The organism is Marinobacter sp. (genome assembly GCF_041595835.1).
Taxonomy (GTDB): Bacteria; Pseudomonadota; Gammaproteobacteria; order Pseudomonadales; family Oleiphilaceae; genus Marinobacter.
Genome location: NZ_JBFHJO010000050.1, coordinates 1 through 18902 on the forward strand (window position 1 = coordinate 1; position 18902 = coordinate 18902).

An 18902-nucleotide genomic window follows, 5' to 3' on the forward strand; every position below is an offset into this window, starting at 1 on the left:
AGGCTGGTGATGGTAAAGCAAGCCCCCTGCATTTCTGCCGGCTTCAACTGTTTGTCCCGGGCTTTCTGTGCCAGCTCGGCACTTTCCGCCGCCAGTTCCCACAAGCCCTTCTGGTCAACATCCCGGATCACCGGCACCATCAGGCCGTGTGGCGTATCCACCGCAATACCGATGTGGATGTACTTCTTGCGCACGACTTCCTTGCGTTCCATGTCCAGGGACACGTTGAACTGAGGCAATTCCGCCAAGGCAGCGGCACAGGCCTTGAGCAGGAACGGCAGCGGTGTCATTTTCACGCCACGCTTTTCGCCGGCCGCTTTCTGGGCCTTGCGGAAGGCTTCCATCTCGGTGATATCAGCATCATCAAACTGGGTCACGTGGGGTACATTCAGCCAGCTACGCTGCATATTATTCGCCGTAGCGAACATGATGCGGGACATACTTTCACGCTCGATGTCACCAAACTGACTGAAGTCCGGCAACTTCACACCCGGAATACCTGCACCAATACCAACAGAAGAGCCTTGCTGGGCCTGCTGCAACTGAGCTTTTATATAATCCTGGACATCGTCCTTGAGAATACGGCCTTTCGGACCAGAGCCCTTTATACGGGCAAGGTCAGCACCCAACTCACGGGCTAACTTACGTACCGCAGGGCCAGCGTGCACCTTAGTGCCCGGTGCAGGCGGCTCGTAAGCTGAACTCAGGGCCTGAGGTGTTAAACCCTGCTTACCGGGTTTACTGTCGGGTTTGCTGTTCTGGCTATAGGCTTCCCGCACTTCATCACCGGAAGACTCTTCGGAAGCATCACTGCCGTCTTCGACAACCATTTCCAGCAAGTCGTCACCTTCAGACAGTTTGTCGCCGACCTGCACCATGATCTTGCCAATCTTACCGGCAAAAGGGGACGGTATTTCCATGGTAGCCTTGTCAGACTCCACCGTCACCAGCGCATCATCCTCACCAACGGTATCACCCTCGGATACATTGACCTCGATCACAGGGATATCTTCCATACCATCCAGAGACGGCACTTTAACAATCTCTGTTCGAGCCCCGCCAGATGATTTTTTCGGCGCAGGCTTGCGGCCTTCAGGCTTGGCTTCCGGTGCCGCCTCAGCCTCACTTGCAGCCACCTCTGCCTCTGTATTACTCGGGTTATCCGTATCACTGGCAACGAATAGTCCAACCACATCGCCTTCTTTCACCTTATCGCCCACTTTAGCGGTGATTTTGGTGATCTTCCCGGCAGCCGGGGCGGGCAACTCAACGGTCGCTTTATCTGTCTCTACCGTCAGAATCGGATCTTCTTCCTGTACGGTATCTCCCTCACTGGCGATGATTTCGATAATCTCGACTTCATCAGCACCGCCGAGATCGGGAACCTTGATTTCCTGTTCACTCATGGCGGTCTCCTTAGCTCAGCACCGGGTTCGGTTTGTTGCGGTCGATACCGTATTTGCGCATCGCTTCCAGAACCTGTTCTTGCTCGATTTCTCCATCCTTCGCCAGGGCCGACAAAGCAGCAACAGTGACGTAATAACGATCCACCTCAAAGAAGTTACGAAGCTTTTCGCGGGTATCACTGCGACCGAAGCCATCCGTACCCAAGGTCATATAGGTTGCCGGAATATAAGCCCGTAATTGCTCGGAGTGCAGCTTAATATAGTCCGTAGAAGACACCACCGGCCCCTGCTGTTTCTCCAGGCACTTGGTGACGTAGGCCTGCCTTGGTTTGTCATCAGGGTGCATTGAGTTCCAACGCTCTACATGCTGACCATCCCGAGCCAATTCGTTATAACTCGTCACGCTCCATACGTCAGACGCTATGCCCCAGTCGTCTTTCAGCATCTGAGCAGCCTCGCGCACCTCATTCAGAATCGCGCCAGCGCCCATCAACTGAACCCTCAGAGCCTTCTGCCCGCCTTTAACTTCAACAGATTCAAACAAATACATGCCCTTGATAATGCCGTCTTCACAGCCTTCCGGCATAGCGGGCTGAACATAGTTTTCGTTTTCTACGGTGAGGTAATAGAAGACGTTGTGATTGTCTTCGAACATTTCCTTCATACCATGGTGAATCACCACCGCCATCTCGTAACCGTACGCCGGATCATAAGCTTTACAGTTCGGGATGGTATTGGCCAGAACATGACTGTGACCATCCTGGTGCTGCAACCCTTCGCCATTCAGAGTGGTCCGGCCCGCAGTACCGCCAATCAGGAAGCCGCGAGCCTGCATGTCGCCGGACGCCCAGGCCAGATCGCCAATGCGCTGAAAACCAAACATGGAGTAGAACACATAGAACGGAATCAACGGAAAGCTGTTAGTGCTGTAGGATGTAGCCGCAGCCATCCAGGTTGCCATGGCACCCGCTTCGTTGATGCCCTCCTGCAGAATCTGCCCCTGTTTTGCTTCACGGTAATACATGATCTGATCACGATCCTGAGGCACATACTTCTGCCCTTCAGAGGTATAAATACCTAGCTGACGGAACATGCCTTCCATACCAAAGGTACGGGCTTCATCTGGCACAATCGGCACAACACGCTTGCCGATACGCTTGTCTTTTACCAGTGCCCCGAGAATGCGTACGAAGGCCATGGTGGTGGAAATACCACGGTCGCCAGATCCTTCCAGTACCTGTTTGAAGATATCAAGGTCAGGAATTTGTAATGGCTGGCAATCTTTATTGCGCTTGGGATAGAAACCGCCCAGATCTTGCCGCCTTTTATTCATATACACCAGCTCAGGGCTGTCTGGTGCAGGACGGTAGTAAGGCACATCTTCCAGCTCTTCATCTTTAAGCGGCACACCAAAGCGGTCACGAAACTCCTTCAGAGTCTCAAGGTCCAGTTTTTTCAAGGAGTGAGCCGTATTCTGGGCCTCACCTGCAGCACCAAAGCCATAACCTTTAATGGTATGCGCCAGAATAACCGTCGGTTTGCCATTATTCATATTCACGGCTTTGTGGTAGGCCGCATACACTTTGTATGGATCGTGGCCGCCGCGATTCAGCTTGGCAATATCGTCGTCCGACAGATCCTCTGCCAACTTGGCCAACTCTGGATATTTGCCAAAGAATTCTTTGCGGGTGTATGCCGGGCCCTTGAACACGTAGTTCTGCAGGTCGCCGTCGCAGATCTCATCCATGGCCCGTTGCATAACGCCATTTTCATCTTTCTCGAACAGCGGGTCCCACATGCGGCCCCAAATGACTTTAATGACGTTCCAGCCGGCGCCGCGGAACACGCCTTCCAGCTCCTGAACAATTTTGCCATTCCCTCGAACCGGCCCATCCAGACGCTGGAGGTTGCAGTTAACGACAAAGATCAGATTATCCAGCTTTTCACGGCCGGCCTTGGAGATGCTACCGAGCGTTTCCGGCTCATCACACTCACCGTCACCCAGGAAGCCCCAAACTTTGCGGCCGTCCATTTCTATTAATTCACGGCTGTGCAGATACTTCATCACGTGGGCCTGATAAATGGCCTGTATCGGCCCCAGGCCCATGGAAACCGTAGGAAATTGCCAGTAATCCGGCATTAGCCAGGGATGAGGATAGGAAGACAGACCATCACCATCCGTTTCTTCCCGGTATTTATCCAACTGAGCCTCAGTAAATCGGCCTTCCAGGAAAGAACGGGCATAGATACCCGGCGCTGCATGGCCCTGGAAGTACACCAAGTCCGATTCTCTCTTTTCATCGCCACCATGGAAGAAATAGTTAAAGCCCACGTCATACAATGTCGCGGCAGAAGAGAAAGTAGAAATATGACCACCAAGGTCACCAGGGCGCTTGTTTGCTCGCACTACCATGGCCATGGCATTCCAACGGATCAGGGAGCGGATACGGCGCTCCATGAACAAATCACCCGGCATGCGTGACTCCTGCAAAGCCGGAATGGTGTTGCGGAATGGGGTGGTAATAGAATATGGCAGCTCAGTGCCATCACGACTGGCGCGCTCGGAAAGGCGTTCCAGAATGTATTTGACTCTGTCTACGCCTTCATTCTCGATCAGAGACTCCAGCGCATCCAGCCACTCTCTGGTCTCAATGGGATCATCATCCTCGTACATCTAACCTTCTCCCTTTGATGTCAATCAACGCAACGCGGGCCACGATCAGCAGCCACTCACGGAGCGCAGTCGAAAACTAGCAATAACCTGCAGCTTTATGTGGATATATCAACTTGCGAGAAATTCAGAGCCACACTCATGACCTCCCCCAAGCATAGAACAGCTTTCATATTTTTCCTGCTGAGGCCAGGCCAGTGACAGCACCTCTCACCGCCCCCACCCGAAAACACGGGTCGTCTGTGACACACAAAACCTCAGCTACGTAAAATTTCGTACTTTTACTACAAAAAAATCCAAAAACCTGAAAATTCAGGCATTAAAAAACCCCGAAGCAACACTTGTTTGCTTTAGTTACGTAATAATGTCTAATTCCTTCAGCTAAAACAACACAACCCCGACCAATGTCTCACTCTGTCTATTTCATCCTCCCCAAAAAACCTTCGCCTGGCTAAATACTCTTCTGGCGAATCAGCTCCTCAGCGACCAGAACGTCGTCACGGAAACCCCTGAATTCAGCCTTATCTGGAGATAGCCCGCCATCAAAGCACCGACCAATTATTAATTAGACCTGAAAATAATCCCGTAATTCTGTATACTTCTCTGCCCGTTTTTTAGCCAACAAGGAAGGCACATCAGCCTTCTTCTATTTTTTTAGCTCCCAACAGAGGGCGATCTATGAACTCCATCGTCACCTTTCCGAACCGTATCCCGGTGCAGGAATTCGAAGAACGCCGGTTTAAGGTATTTACTGACCGCCAGCTCGACAAAATTGAAGCCATTCAGGGCCTGCCTGAAGACACCCTGTTTGAAATGAAAGTGGTCGCAAGTGTTCTGCCATTCCGGGTCAACGAATACGTGATCAACGAACTGATCAACTGGGATAACGTTCCGAACGACCCTATCTATCAGCTCGTATTCCCTCAGAAGGGCATGCTGAAAGACGAACATTACGAACAGATGGCGCAACTGCACCGCGATGGCGCTGACAAGAAAGCAATTCAAGACGCAGCCAAGCAGATCCGGGATGACCTGAACCCTCACCCGGCCGGCCAGATGGAAATGAACATGCCGGAGCTGGACGGTGAAGTGCTGGACGGCGTTCAGCACAAATACCGTGAAACCGTGCTGTTTTTCCCAGCCCAAGGCCAGACCTGCCACTCGTACTGCACATTCTGCTTCCGCTGGGCACAGTTTGTCGGCGACAAAGACCTGAAGATGTCCAGTACCGAAGCCGAAAAACTACACGGCTATCTGCAGGAACACACCGAAGTAACCGATCTGCTGGTGACGGGTGGCGACCCAATGGTTATGAAAACCAAGAGTCTCGCCCAGTATCTGGAGCCGCTGCTGCAGCCTGAGTTCGAGCACGTCCAGACCATCCGCATCGGCACCAAGGCCCTCACCTTCTGGCCCTACCGTTTCGTTACAGACAAAGATGCAGATGAACTCATCGATCTGTTCGCCAGGCTCGTAGAAGCTGGCAAGCACGTCGCGATCATGGCGCACTACAATCATTGGCAGGAAATCACCACAGACATTGCAGAAGAAGCCATTCGCCGCATTCGCGCCACCGGCGCTGAAATTCGCGCACAAGGCCCACTGATCAGGCACGTGAACGACGACGCTGACGCCTGGGCCAAGCTATGGAAAAAAGAAGTAAAGCTCGGCATCATCCCCTACTACATGTTTGTAGAGCGGGACACCGGTGCCAAAAACTACTTTGAAGTACCGCTGGCCGAAGCCTACAACATCTATCGCGAAGCCATGAAAAAGGTCTCCGGCCTGGCCCGCACGGCCCGAGGCCCGAGCATGAGCGCTGGCCCTGGCAAGGTTGAGATTCAAGGCGTTACCGAGATCAAAGGCGAAAAAGTTTTCGTTTTGCGCTTCCTGCAAGGCCGCAATCCGGATTGGGTACAGCGTCCGTTCTTCGCCAAATACAGCGAAACAGCTACCTGGCTGCATGAACTGGAACCGGCTTTTGGGGAAGAGAAGTTCTTCTTTGAAGATGAGTTTGAAAAAATGAAAAAAGGGAACGGTTAAGACGGCTAACAACATTGAATGAAAAAGTCCGATGGATTGCTCCATCGGACTTTTTCATGCCCTTTCAGATTTAATGCATCAACGTATACAGCTTCCGCCTATACGCCCGCACATCCGCATCGTTATTACCCAGCTTCTCAAATAATTCCACCAGCGTCGTCTTAGCCACGCCATCCTTGTAGGTGCTGTCCGCCTGCATTAGCCGTATCAGCAAAGCCATAGCCTCTGCGTTTTCCTCTCGTAGCACTTTATGCAATGCCAGCTGATACAGAGCCTCCGGATCTTTGGGATTGGCTGCCAGAGTCTGTTCCAGACCTTCAATGGCCGGCAGTTCACTGGACTGCTTCTGGAACTTGATCCGGGCAGCCAGCTGTTTTGCTTTGGGCTGCAATTTTTCTTCCGGAGGCAGGCTTTCGAAAACTTGCTCAGCCGTTTCCACGTCGCCCAGCTCGACCTTTAGTTGAGCCAGATCGATCAGCACGTTCAGGTTTTCCGGATCCTTCTGATTCATTTCCGTCAGAATAGTCAGCGCCCCCTCCAGATCACCAGCTTCCCAAAGCGTGCGGGCTTTTTCGTACGGGTCTTCTGCGGGGGGTTCCACATGTTTTTCCAGCACTTTACGGATGTCACTTTCCGGCTGGGCACCGTTAAAACCGTCTACGGCCTGACCATCTTTCACCAGAATCACCGTCGGCAGACTGCGCACGCCCAACGAAGACGTCAGCTCTTGCTGCTCATCAGCATTCACCTTAGCCAGCAAGAAGTTGCCTTGGTATTCGTCCGCCAGCTTTTCCAGTATCGGCATCAGTTGCTTGCACGGTGCACACCAATCTGCCCACACATCCACGAGTATCGGAGTTTTAGCGGAGGCTTCCATAACCTCCTTCGGAAAGTTGTCCATCGTGGCATCGAAGATATAGGGTGAAGCTGTCATAGAAATACCCGGTTAAAAAGACGTTTGATGGCTTTGGTATGGGGGCCAGTTAATTAAAAATCAAGCCAGCTTGAAAAAACCACCATTGCCGTTACATAAGATACTAACCACTCACGCCATTAGAGCGAACGGTATGAACGACGAGAACCATAAAGACACCTTGGAAGAATTTGAAGAAGACGCCACCGAGTACATTGGGAGAGAGGAAAACAGCAAAGCCCTCGCACTGCCACAACAGGCTCGGCCACAACGAATGTATGTGCTGCCAGTAACAAACCGGCCGTTCTTTCCTGCACAGGTTCAACCTGTGATGGTTAACGAAGACCCTTGGCAGGAAACACTGGCACGGGTGGCAGAGACCGATCACAAAACGCTCGGCATTTGCTTCGTTGAAGACCCTGAAGCGGAGTCGAACATTCCTGCCAGCGACGAGCTGGAAGTGATGGGCTGTGCCGTCCGCGTTCACCAGGCACAACGCGAAAATGGCAAAGTACAGTTCATTGCTCAGGGCCTGCACCGCTTCAGGATTGTTCAGTGGCTACGTCGCCGCCCGCCATATCTGGTGGAGGTAGAATATCCTGAAGAGCCAGAAGAGCCAGCCGATGAGCTTAAGGCTTACACGCTCGCCATCATCGGTGCCATCAAAGAGCTTCTGCGCACCAACCCACTGTATGGCGAAGACGTAAAACAATATCTGTCTCGCTTTGGCCCGGATGATAGCTCACCGCTGGCCGACTTCGGTGCCTCCATGACCAGCGCCCCGGGCCGGGAACTGCAGGATGTGCTGGACACCGTGCCGCTGCTTCGCCGCATGGAAAAAGTGCTGCTACTCATGCGCAAAGAGCTGGAGGTAGCCCGCCTGCAGTCCGAAATCAATGAAGAAGTCAACGAGAAGGTGCAAAAACACCAGCGTGAATTCTTCCTGCGCGAACAGCTGAAAGTCATCCAGCGGGAACTGGGCATCGCCAAAGACGACAAAACTGCTGACGCTGAGCGCTTTGAGGCGCGAATGGCAAAACTGAACCCTCCAGAAGCTGTGCAAGAACGCTTCAACGAAGAAATCCAGAAACTGCAGATACTGGAACAGGGGTCCCCCGAGTATGGCGTCACCCGGAACTATCTGGACTGGCTCACTCAGGTTCCCTGGGGTGAATACTCAGAGGATCACTTTGACCTGGGCGAAGCCCGCAAGATACTAGATCGCGATCACGATGGCCTGGACGATGTCAAAGACCGCATCGTAGAGTTCCTGGCCGAGGGCTCATTCAAAGGAGAAGTCAGTGGCTCCATACTTCTTCTGGTTGGCCCCCCAGGCGTCGGCAAAACGTCTATAGGCCACTCGGTAGCAGATGCCCTGGGCCGTAAATTCTACCGATTCAGTGTAGGCGGCATGCGCGATGAAGCCGAAATCAAAGGTCACCGCCGAACCTACATCGGAGCCATGCCGGGCAAGTTTGTGCAGGCTCTGAAAGACACAAAAGTAGCCAACCCGGTGATCATGCTGGATGAAATCGACAAGATCGGCTCTTCGTATCAGGGCGACCCGGCCTCTGCTCTGCTGGAAACCCTCGATCCGGAGCAGAACAAAGAGTTTCTGGATCACTATCTGGACGTGCGCATGGATCTGTCCAAGGTGCTATTCATTTGTACCGCCAACCAGCTGGACACTATTCCACGCCCACTACTGGACAGAATGGACATCATCCGCTTATCGGGTTACATCAGCGAAGAAAAACTGGCAATTGCCAAGTATCACCTGCTACCCCGCCTGCTCAAGCGTGCCGGCTTGCTGAAGAAGCAGCTGAACATGACCGACGCAGCTATTCGTCAGGTAATTGAAGGTTATGCCCGGGAAGCCGGCGTCCGTAACCTGGAAAAGCTGTTGCACAAGATCATCCGCAAAGGCATCGTGAAATTGCTGGAAACCCCGAACGAGCCCGTGAAAGTCGGCGTGAGCGATCTCATCAGCTATCTGGGGCAACCCGTTTTCCGGAAAGAAAAATCTCTGAAGGGCACTGGTGTTGTCACCGGCCTGGCCTGGACAGCCATGGGAGGTGCCACTCTGAGCATCGAAGCATCGCGCATCCACACCAACCACCGGGGATTCAAGCTAACAGGACAACTCGGAGATGTGATGCGGGAATCGGCTGAGATTGCTTATAGCTATGTGTCTTCCAACCTGAAACGGTTTAAAGGCGACCCCACCTTCTTCGACGAATCCTTTGTGCACCTGCACGTGCCGGAAGGCGCCACCCCCAAAGATGGCCCCAGCGCTGGAGTGACCATGGCCACAGCCCTGCTTTCCATTGCCCGCAGGGAAGCACCACAGCAAAATCTGGCCATGACGGGCGAATTGACGCTGACAGGGCAAGTACTGCCAGTTGGAGGTATCCGTGAAAAGGTCATTGCTGCGCGAAGACAAAAGATCAACAACCTGATCTTGCCGGAAGCCAACCGAGGGGATTATGAGGAGCTACCAGAATACCTGAAAGAAGGGATCACCGTGAACTTTGCCAAAAACTACAGCGATGTGTTTCAGGTTTGCTTTGGTAATAAGCCGCGGAGAGATTCCAGCGTGCACTAACTTGCCAGTTCGGCGAACAGGTCTGTCCTCGCATGGGCAGACCTCGCCCGGAGCCAACTTCAGAGTTTCTCCTTCCAGCCATCATCCTTCAATACAGAACCCACAGTCAGAACCGGCGAGGCATCAATATCATCAGCATCCATCATGTGAGCCACCCGCTGAAGCGAAGACAGAATCATTGTCTGCTCCCACTCCGCCAGGTTCTGGAACTTTTCAATAAAGTCTTCTTGCAGGGGATTGGGTGCTTTAGCTAAAAGATCCGCACCCTCTTCCGTCAGGTGTGCGTGGACTTTGCGCTTATCTTTAGTGCTACGCACACGATAAACCAGTTTGCGGAGTTCAAGACGATCAAGAATGGTCGTCACAGTAGCTTGGCTAAGACTGACATTATCGGCTATCGTGCCGATGGTTACTTCACCCAAATCCCTGATCGTACGCATAATCAGCAACTGTGGCCCGGTAAGCCCTGCGTGTTTACTCAACCGCTTGGAATGCAAATCTGTTGCCCGTATAACTCGCCGAAGCGCCACCAACACCTGCTCGTAACTATCCAAAACCTGACTCCAAAGCCATTTATTTATACCTCTAACAATTAGAGGCCTTTAAACCTGCAGATGCAAGTGCTCAATTTTACCTGGCATGAGCCATTTATGCTCGTCACATTTAACCCAAAGTCCAACCGCAACCCATGCGGCATTATTTCCGACAACCACTATGCTAAGGTCGCCCTCTGCCCTTACATTCATCAATAAAGCGGAAACCGCTTATGATCAGGTATTACCTCGCTTTTATCCTCGCTCTGACACTCACGGGAAAGCTATATGCTCAGGAACAGGAGTCAGGCCCTGATAAAAACCTGACACCCGAAGATGTGGAAGAAAGTATTAAAGCACTGGGAAAGCCGATGTATACCCCGTTCGTAGAACTCTACCTGCTCGACGAAACCAAGGCACTTCGCCAGGATATGCAGGACACCCGCGCTGAACTTATTGAGAAGGTCGTAGAAAAAGAATTGTCTGTGGCCGATAAATCCATGTCTTACGCCGCCGATACGGTGACCTACTTCTTCTACCTTATTGCAGGTGCCACCTCCATTCTTGTCGTTATCGGATGGAACTCCATTCGCGATATGCGTCATCAGCTCACGGGTTTGGCGGAAAAACGGGTGAACGAACTGGTGGTGGAATACGAAAAACGATTAAAAGCCATTGAAGAGCAACTACAGCAGAAATCAGAGATTATTCACCAGAACCAGGCCGAGATTGAGCGCACCAACGAGGTGCATGCGCTCTGGCTTAAAGCAAGCCAGGAAACTTCTCATCAGAATAAAATTTATGCTTACGACCAGATTCTCGACCTGCGACCTGACGATGTTGAAGCCCTGAGCTATAAAGCCGATGCCGTGCTTGAAATTCAAGAGCCCCTCTGGGCAATCAGCTTATGCCATAGAGCACTTAAGCTCGCACCAGACAACGGGCACGCCCACTACCAGTTAGCCTGCGCCTTTGCGGAGATTGGCCGCTGGGACGATGCGGTAAGCACACTGAAGAAAGCCATTGAAATCTCCAAAGCATACCGGGACGATGCCTCAGTGGACCCAAGCTTTGAGCAGCTTCACGACCACGAGAATTTTAAAAATCTGGTTTTTGTTGATGAGGACGACAACGCAGACACATAAAACCCCGGAGCCAGGCACAACTGTTGCTTACCCTAAACATTGGTAGCAACCCTGTGATCCGTAGCAACAAAAGACCCATTCCCTTGACAAGCGAAGGGCTGTGGTGTTTCTTGACTCTCTGTGAACATAAGAATAACCCTGACATAAACAGGAAAAACACGATGAAAATTTCCGTCAAAAAACTCGTTACCGCTGTAAGCGCCTCCGTTGCCATGATGGCTGCCGGCCAAGCTGCAGCAGACATCAAAGTTGGCATTGCTGGCCCGATGACTGGCCCCGTTGCCCAGTATGGCGACATGCAGTTTTCTGGTGCCCGTATGGCCATCGATAAAATTAACGCCGCAGGCGGCGTCAATGGCGAAAAGCTGGTTGCCGTAGAAGTGGACGATGTGTGTGACCCCAAACAGGCCGTTACCGTCGCCAACCGCTTGGTCAACGAAGGCGTGCAGTTTGTTGTCGGGCATCTGTGCTCCAGCTCCACCCAGCCGGCATCTGACATTTATGAAGACGAAGGCATTCTGATGATCACTCCGGCTGCCACCAGCCCGGAAATCACAGCACGCGGATACGAACTGATTTTCCGTACCATCGGTCTGGACAGCATGCAAGGCCCTGTAGCAGGCAACTATATCGCAAGCCAGAAGCCCAAGCGCGTTGCCGTTGTACACGACAAGCAGCAATACGGTGAAGGTATCGCCACCGCAGTTCGTGACACGCTGGAAGATGCGGGCGTTGAAATAGCCATGTTCGAAGGTATTACTGCCGGCGATAAAGACTTTTCATCACTGGTCACCAAGATCAAACAAGCCGATGTAGACTATGTTTACTTTGGCGGTTATCACCCCGAACTGGGCCTGATCCTGCGCCAGGCACGCCAAACCGACGTTACCGCCAAGTTCATGGGGCCTGAAGGTGTCGGCAACAATGATATCAACACCATCGCGGGTGACGCCGCCGAAGGCCTGTTGGTAACCTTACCGCCAGCCTTCGACGAAAACGAAGAAAACCAGGAACTGGTCAAAGCCTTTAAAGACAGAGGAGAAGACCCCTCTGGCCCGTTCGTTCTTCCTGCCTACACCGCTGTTCAGCTGATTGCTGAAGGTATTAAGCTGGCGGACTCCAAAGACCCATTCGATGTTGCCAAAGCTCTGCGTGCAAACAGCTTCGAGACACCGATCGGTACCGTTCAATACGACCAGGCCGGAGATCTGAAATCCTTCGACTTTGTTGTTTACGAATGGCACTCTGACGGCAGCAAGACTCCGGCAAAATGAGCCAACCCCTCTATTGAGGCATGAATAAAAACACCTTCCTTCCGTGATCCGGGGGAGGGTGTTTTCTGGCTATAAGCATTCGGAGTTCCCCTAGCATGCAAGACCTCCTATATTTCTTTCAGCAGCTCATTAACGGGCTAACAATCGGAAGCACCTACGCCTTGATAGCCATCGGCTATACGATGGTTTACGGCATTATTGGCATGATCAACTTCGCCCACGGCGAAATTTATATGATCGGGGCCTACACAGCACTCATTGCCATTACCGGCCTCGCCACGCTTGGCATTACCTGGTTACCCCTCATTTTGATTGTCGCGCTGATTTGCGCGATTATCGTTTCCAGCTCGATGGGCTGGGCCGTTGAAAGGGTTGCTTACCGCCCTGTTCGCGGGCGACACCGGCTCATCCCACTGATCTCTGCCATAGGCATGTCGATTTTCCTGCAAAACTACGTCCATTTGGCACAAGGATCACGCAACATCGGCTTTCCTGCTTTGATCGACGGCGGCTTTCGCTTTGGTGATTCTGACAACTTCCAACTGTCGCTTTCCTACATGCAGATCACTATTTTCATCACCACGCTTATCTGCATGACGATACTCTCTCTGTTCATATCACGTTCCCGGACTGGCCGAGCCTGCCGAGCGGTGTCCCAAGATTTGGGCATGGCTAACCTGTTAGGCATCGATACCAACCGCATCATATCGGCCACCTTTATCATCGGGGCATCCCTGGCAGCGGTGGCGGGCTTGCTACTGGGCATGTATTACGGCTCCATTGACCCTCTCTTCGGGTTCATTGCTGGATTGAAAGCCTTTACCGCGGCGGTACTGGGTGGCATTGGCAGCATTCCCGGAGCCATGCTCGGGGGCCTGATTCTCGGGGTATCAGAAAGCATGACCTCTGGCTACCTGAGCGGCGAATATAAAGACGTCGTTTCATTCAGCCTGCTCATCCTGATCCTGCTATTCAAACCCACCGGCCTGCTTGGCAAACCGGAGGTTGAGAAGATCTAATGGCAACACACAACCTGAAACACGCATTGTTCTGTGCGATTGTCACAGTCATTATCGCCTACCCCATTCTGGGGCTGAACCTTGTATCTCAAGGCACCTGGATCGGCCTTGAAGGGGCAACCACGGGAACGGTCATCGTCATACTGATGGCAGCCGTGGCGGTATTTCTCTTCCAGCTTTTCCGGGACAACATCCTCGGAGGCCTGGGCAAACTTCCAAAGCTCAACGCGTTCAGCAACCGCGAACCTATGCCTCATGCAAAACGGGCGAAGCTGGAAGGCTGGGTGCTAACCGCCATTATCGTGCTGGCTCTGTTCTGGCCGTTCGTTGTCTCAAGAGGCGCTGTTGACTTAGCAACGCTGGTACTCATATACGTTATGCTGGCACTGGGTCTGAACGTGGTTGTCGGTCTTGCTGGCTTGCTGGATCTGGGCTACGTAGCGTTCTATGCGGTTGGCGCATATACCTTCGCTCTGTTGTATCAATATTTTGGTTTCACCTTCTGGATGGCATTGCCCATCGGCGCTCTGCTGGCCGCAACGTTTGGCATGGTTCTCGGGTTCCCGGTATTGAGGTTACGGGGTGATTATCTGGCCATCGTGACACTGGGCTTCGGTGAGATTATCCGTATTCTGCTGAATAACTGGACGGCGGTAACCGGCGGCCCCAATGGTATTGGCGGCATCCCTGAACCCACACTTTTTGGCATGGAGTTCGGGCGCAGAGTCAAAGAAGAGGGCAACACCTCTTTCCATGAAACGTTCAACATCGCCTACAGCGGCGAACATAAAGTCATTTTTCTGTACCTGATCGCTCTGGTACTTGCCGTATTTACAGCTCTGGTGATCCGCCGCCTGATGCGTATGCCTGTCGGGCGCGCCTGGGAAGCCCTTAGGGAAGATGAGATTGCTGCGCGTTCGTTAGGTATGAACCGCACTACCGTAAAACTTTCAGCCTTCACTATAGGGGCGTTCTTCGCTGGATTCGCCGGCACTGTCTTTGCGTCCAAACAGGGGTTTATCAGCCCTGAATCGTTTGTATTCCTGGAATCCGCCATCATTCTGGCCATTGTTGTTCTTGGCGGCATGGGCTCCCAGATTGGCGTTATTCTCGCTGCTATAGCCGTCACCATTTTGCCGGAACTGGCCAGGGAGTTTTCGGATTACCGCATGCTGGTTTTCGGTGCCTCAATGGTACTGATGATGGTATGGCGACCGCAGGGCCTGATGCCTATGCGCCGGCTCCCAATTGAACTGAAACGGCAGGAGTGACAGGCATGCTGGATGTACAAAATCTGTCCATGCGTTTCGGCGGACTGCTCGCAGTCGACGGCGTAAACCTAAACGTGAAGGACCGTGAAATTGTCTCGGTGATCGGGCCTAACGGGGCCGGAAAAACCACTGTATTTAACTGCGTCAGCGGATTCTATATTCCCACTGGCGGCAAGATCTTATTTGAAGGCCAGGAAGTTCAGGGAAAACCGGATTATAAAATCTCCCGCCTTGGCATGGTGCGCACCTTTCAGCACGTCCGCCTGTTCAATCAGATGTCGGTGGTCGAAAACCTCCTGGTGGCTCAACACCGACACATGAATACCAATCTGATCGCAGGCTTGTTCAAAACGCCCAATTATCGAGCCCGCGAACAAAGGTCTCTGGACAGGGCAGCGTACTGGCTGGAGCGAGTCGGCTTGCTGGATCTTGCCAACAGGGACGCCGGCAACCTGGCCTACGGCCAGCAACGGCGACTGGAGATTGCCCGCTGCATGGTCACCGAACCCAAGTTGCTCATGCTGGATGAACCGGCGGCAGGTCTCAACCCGGCAGAAACCAACGATCTCAATCAGCTGATTGTCAGTCTGAAAGAGGACTACAACGTTTCTGTATTGCTGATCGAGCACGACATGAGCCTGGTCATGGACATCTCCGACCGGATAACCGTCATCAACCAAGGGCGCCCCCTGGCCAGCGGTACGCCGGCAGAGGTCCGCCAGAATGACGACGTGATCAAAGCTTATCTGGGCGAGGCCTGAGGAAGAAACATGCTAGTACTGGAAAACGTTCATACCCACTACGGCAAAATCGAAGCATTGCACGGTGTCTCGGTTGAGGTCAACAAGGGTGAAATCGTTTCGTTAATCGGTGCCAATGGAGCCGGAAAAACAACCCTTTTGATGACGGTATGCGGCAACCCGCAAGCCAGCTCCGGGCGCATTATTCTGGAGGGCAAAGACATCACCAACGATGCCACGTCCAACATCATGCGCTCCGGTATCGCCATCGTCCCGGAAGGTCGCAGAGTATTCTCTGGCCTGACCGTGGAAGAAAACCTGCACATGGGCGGATTTTTCAACACCAAGGCTGAGATTCGCAAAAGCCAGGACCACGTTTATGAACTCTTCCCCAGGCTAAAAGAACGGGAAAGTCAGCGGGCCGGCACCATGTCTGGTGGTGAGCAGCAAATGCTGGCCATCGGCCGGGCCCTGATGAGTAAGCCACGGATGATCATTCTGGATGAGCCTTCTCTGGGGCTAGCCCCAATTATCATCCAACAGATCTTCCAGATCATTGGCCACTTGCGAGAGGAAGGCATAACCGTGTTTCTGGTCGAGCAGAACGCTCACCAGGCACTGAACCTGGCAGACAGGGGCTATGTGCTTGAAACCGGGCGTATCCGCCTGCACGATACGGGCAAAAACCTGTTAGAGAACCCCGAAGTGCGTGAAGCCTATCTCGGGGGCTGAGACGCAACCATCCCCCTTCAATCAGGCGATAGCCGCTTGAAGGGGCCCCCGTTTTTTGCAGCTCATCCAGTAGCATTCAAAAATTATTAAGGATAGTTTACTATCTTGCCGGGGTTTTCAGCTCCGCTTGAATCTTATAACTATCTCAAAAGGATTGGAATTTTGAAAAAGATCGTATCAACAGCAGTACTTGCAGCATCCTTGACCCTCACTGGTTGTGCTACTTCAGTGCCGGTTGGTGGCCTGTTCACCGACGTGCAGTTGCCTGTTGGCGCGACTGCAAATGCGAAAGGAACAAAAGTTGGTACAGCTAAGTGCCAAAGCATCCTGAGCCTGATCGCTCAAGGTGACTGCAGCATTGAAGCCGCTAAAGCTGATGGCGGCATCACCTCTGTTACTCACATGGACTGGAAAGCAAACAACATCCTCGGCATCATTGGTAACTACGAGTTAACCGTTCACGGTAACTAAGTTCCCTGAAGTCGAAAAACCGGAGCCTCGCGCTCCGGTTTTTGCATTCCATCCCCGCAAATTAGCAAACTTCAGGTTTTCAACTAAACTTCCTAAGAATCTGGCGCAATATTAACGTCAGTATTGCACCAATCAGGGCCTCAAGCTTTTGAAAAGCATAGGGGCATGTTGAAATATAAGAAGCCGAAAATCTGGAGCTCAAAATGAAGAAAATTGCCGTAGCGGGTATCTTGTTACTAGGTCTTCAATCTGCAGCCTATGCTCAACCCGGCTGTGGTGTTGGCGCCATGATCTGGAAGGGTCAATCTGGCATAGCTCCACACGTGCTGGCGGCTACCACCAATGGAACCTTCGGTAACCAGACGTTTGGTATGACAACCGGCACTTTAGGCTGCTCTACCAACCAATCAGTTCAATCCATGGCTATGTACATGGACAGCAATATCGACAAAGTTGCCCGAGACATGTCTCGCGGTGCGGGTGAAAACCTGGACACCCTGGCTGTGCTGCTAGGCGTAGAAGAAGCTGACCGTGCAAATTTCCGACAGGTACTTCAGGACAACTTTGCTGCCATTTTCCCTGATTCAGAAACCACTTCTGGCGAAGCGGTAGACGCAATCGTTACACTGCTTGAGCAGAATGAATCTCTAAGCAAGTACGTAGCGGCTTAATACCAGGCCCCAAGGGATTGAACCTGCGCTATGGATGGCGCACTATCATTTTCCCAACTCATACCGGATACACCAAACACCCATGGGCTACCTCATGCGCACTGGGCAGGCGGCATTATGGCTTGCTGGCACCTTGGCGACCCTCTCAGCCTTTGCTTCAACACCTGAGAATCTGCACCAACATCCCGTTTGGCTCACACTTGGCCATTATCACCAAAGCACATTCGGCTCAGGTTACGCCAGCCAGGCAGATGACCCTGCTTTCTTCCTGAGCGAAAAAGGTAAGACTTCCCCCGAGGCTGAACTGACGGCAACACTAGAAGCCATTCAACTGCCCGGTGAAGGCAACGACCACGCGCGCTGCCGCTTCCCTGCCCGCGATGCCTGGTTAAGAGAACAACTCGATCTTCCAAGCGAACCGATCAACTGCCCAGACTACGACGAATGGGCCGGCACCCTGAACACCGAAAAAGTCACTCTGGTTTTTGCTGCCTCCTACCTGAACAGCCCATCGTCGATGTTCGGGCATACCTTTCTGAGACTCGACCCGCCCCAAGACGACGAAACCGACCTGTTGCTGGCCCATACGATTTCCTACGCGGCAGACGCAGCTCAGCATGACAGTGAATTGCTGTTTGCCTATCGCGGTATTTTCGGTGGCTACCCCGGCGTCACAGCCATCAAGCCCTATTACGAAATGATCCGCCTGTACAACGACATCGAACACCGGGACTTGTGGGAATACACACTGAACCTGAGCCAACAAGAAGTCGATACCATGCTGGCTCACACCTGGGAAATTCAAGACAAAAACTTCGACTACTACTTTTTTGACGAAAATTGCGCCTACCGTCTGCTCGCCCTCATTGATGTGGCGCGCCCCGGTACAGCTCTTCTAGAGGAAGTAAGTACTCACGCAATTCCATCGGACACCGTACGCTGGGTGCGAGACAAGAAGCTGATCGAGAGCATTCATTACCGCCCTTCCGCTGCCACCGCGGTCAGCCACAACCTCAACGCCCTTCCTGCAGAGCATCAAACCATTGCGGCTGCCATTGCCAACGGCTACCTGAAGCTGGATGCCCCCGAGGTGAAGGCACTAAACAATGGAGACAAAGCCCGCTTACTCGATACCACCTACGATTACCTCCGCTACCAAAGCGAAGCCGATGCCTGGCCCCGAGAGTTTGCAGCTCCTTTGTCTCACCAATTACTGGTTGTTCGCAGCAGCATTCAAAACGCCCAACCCATTCCGGCAGTACCGACCCCCATCGTACGGGATGATCAAGGCCACGACACCTTCCGACTTAGTTTGAGCTCAGGCCAGCTGGCACATAAAGAGTTCACCCAACTGGCCATCCGCCCCGCCTATCACGACATTGCAGACCCGCCAGAAGGTTACCGCACC

15 protein-coding genes are annotated in these 18902 nt (G+C 52.7%); 11 read left to right on the forward strand and 4 right to left on the reverse strand.

The features are described from left to right. Together ABYA77_RS12835 and aceE are read right to left on the reverse strand one after the other, a co-directional pair. The coding region (locus ABYA77_RS12835) for a 2-oxo acid dehydrogenase subunit E2 (RefSeq protein ID WP_372966367.1) at positions 1-1406 on the reverse strand (1406 nt) is incomplete at its 3' end. Between the two features lie 10 nt (positions 1407-1416). Next, positions 1417-4080 (reverse strand): pyruvate dehydrogenase (acetyl-transferring), homodimeric type, encoded by a 2664-nt coding sequence (gene aceE, locus ABYA77_RS12840; protein ID WP_372966368.1) that lies wholly within the window; start codon positions 4078-4080, stop codon positions 1417-1419. 675 nt (positions 4081-4755) lie between these two features. Here aceE and ABYA77_RS12845 point away from each other — a divergent pair. Beyond that, positions 4756-6120, forward strand: a complete 1365-nt coding sequence (locus ABYA77_RS12845) for a KamA family radical SAM protein (RefSeq protein WP_372966369.1) — start codon at positions 4756-4758, stop codon at positions 6118-6120. A gap of 70 nt (positions 6121-6190) precedes the next feature. Here the strand turns inward: ABYA77_RS12845 and trxA are convergent, their stop codons facing one another. Continuing rightward, positions 6191-7054 carry a thioredoxin gene (trxA, locus tag ABYA77_RS12850; protein WP_372966370.1) on the reverse strand — a complete coding sequence of 288 codons (864 nt, stop codon included), beginning with the start codon at positions 7052-7054 and terminating at the stop codon, positions 6191-6193. 133 nt (positions 7055-7187) lie between these two features. On the opposite strand from trxA, the gene lon reads away from it, so the two are divergent. Further along, a complete protein-coding gene (gene lon / locus ABYA77_RS12855; protein WP_372966371.1) occupies positions 7188-9638 on the forward strand; it encodes an endopeptidase La in 2451 nt (816 codons plus the stop codon). 59 nt (positions 9639-9697) lie between these two features. Here the strand turns inward: lon and ABYA77_RS12860 are convergent, their stop codons facing one another. Further along, complete coding sequence (locus ABYA77_RS12860; protein ID WP_372966372.1) at positions 9698-10192, reverse strand: MarR family winged helix-turn-helix transcriptional regulator; 495 nt, start codon at positions 10190-10192, stop codon at positions 9698-9700. Positions 10193-10404: 212 nt separating this feature from the next. On the opposite strand from ABYA77_RS12860, the gene ABYA77_RS12865 reads away from it, so the two are divergent. From ABYA77_RS12865 to ABYA77_RS12905, 9 genes are all read left to right on the forward strand, one after another. Then, positions 10405-11316, forward strand: a complete 912-nt coding sequence (locus ABYA77_RS12865) for a tetratricopeptide repeat protein (RefSeq protein ID WP_372966373.1) — start codon at positions 10405-10407, stop codon at positions 11314-11316. Between the two features lie 161 nt (positions 11317-11477). Continuing rightward, complete coding sequence (locus ABYA77_RS12870) at positions 11478-12590, forward strand: branched-chain amino acid ABC transporter substrate-binding protein (RefSeq protein ID WP_372966374.1); 1113 nt, start codon at positions 11478-11480, stop codon at positions 12588-12590. 95 nt (positions 12591-12685) lie between these two features. Continuing rightward, positions 12686-13609 (forward strand): high-affinity branched-chain amino acid ABC transporter permease LivH, encoded by a 924-nt coding sequence (gene livH / locus ABYA77_RS12875; RefSeq protein WP_372966375.1) that lies wholly within the window; start codon positions 12686-12688, stop codon positions 13607-13609. Next, the gene (locus ABYA77_RS12880) at positions 13609-14880 is read left to right on the forward strand and encodes a high-affinity branched-chain amino acid ABC transporter permease LivM (RefSeq protein ID WP_372966376.1); all 1272 of its coding nucleotides are present in this window, start codon (positions 13609-13611) and stop codon (positions 14878-14880) included. Before livH ends, ABYA77_RS12880 begins: the two co-directional genes overlap by 1 nt. 5 nt (positions 14881-14885) lie before the next feature. Continuing rightward, complete coding sequence (gene livG / locus ABYA77_RS12885) at positions 14886-15641, forward strand: high-affinity branched-chain amino acid ABC transporter ATP-binding protein LivG (RefSeq protein ID WP_372966377.1); 756 nt, start codon at positions 14886-14888, stop codon at positions 15639-15641. A 9-nt stretch (positions 15642-15650) separates the two neighbouring features. Next, positions 15651-16352 carry an ABC transporter ATP-binding protein gene (locus ABYA77_RS12890; protein WP_372966378.1) on the forward strand — a complete coding sequence of 234 codons (702 nt, stop codon included), beginning with the start codon at positions 15651-15653 and terminating at the stop codon, positions 16350-16352. Between the two features lie 162 nt (positions 16353-16514). Next, positions 16515-16823 (forward strand): TRL-like family protein, encoded by a 309-nt coding sequence (locus tag ABYA77_RS12895; protein WP_372966379.1) that lies wholly within the window; start codon positions 16515-16517, stop codon positions 16821-16823. A 203-nt stretch (positions 16824-17026) separates the two neighbouring features. After that, positions 17027-17494, forward strand: coding sequence for a DUF3015 domain-containing protein (locus ABYA77_RS12900; protein ID WP_372966380.1), 468 nt, complete (start codon positions 17027-17029; stop codon positions 17492-17494). Between the two features lie 82 nt (positions 17495-17576). Further along, a partial coding sequence (locus tag ABYA77_RS12905; RefSeq protein WP_372966381.1) for a DUF4105 domain-containing protein occupies positions 17577-18902 on the forward strand: 1326 nt, incomplete at its 3' end.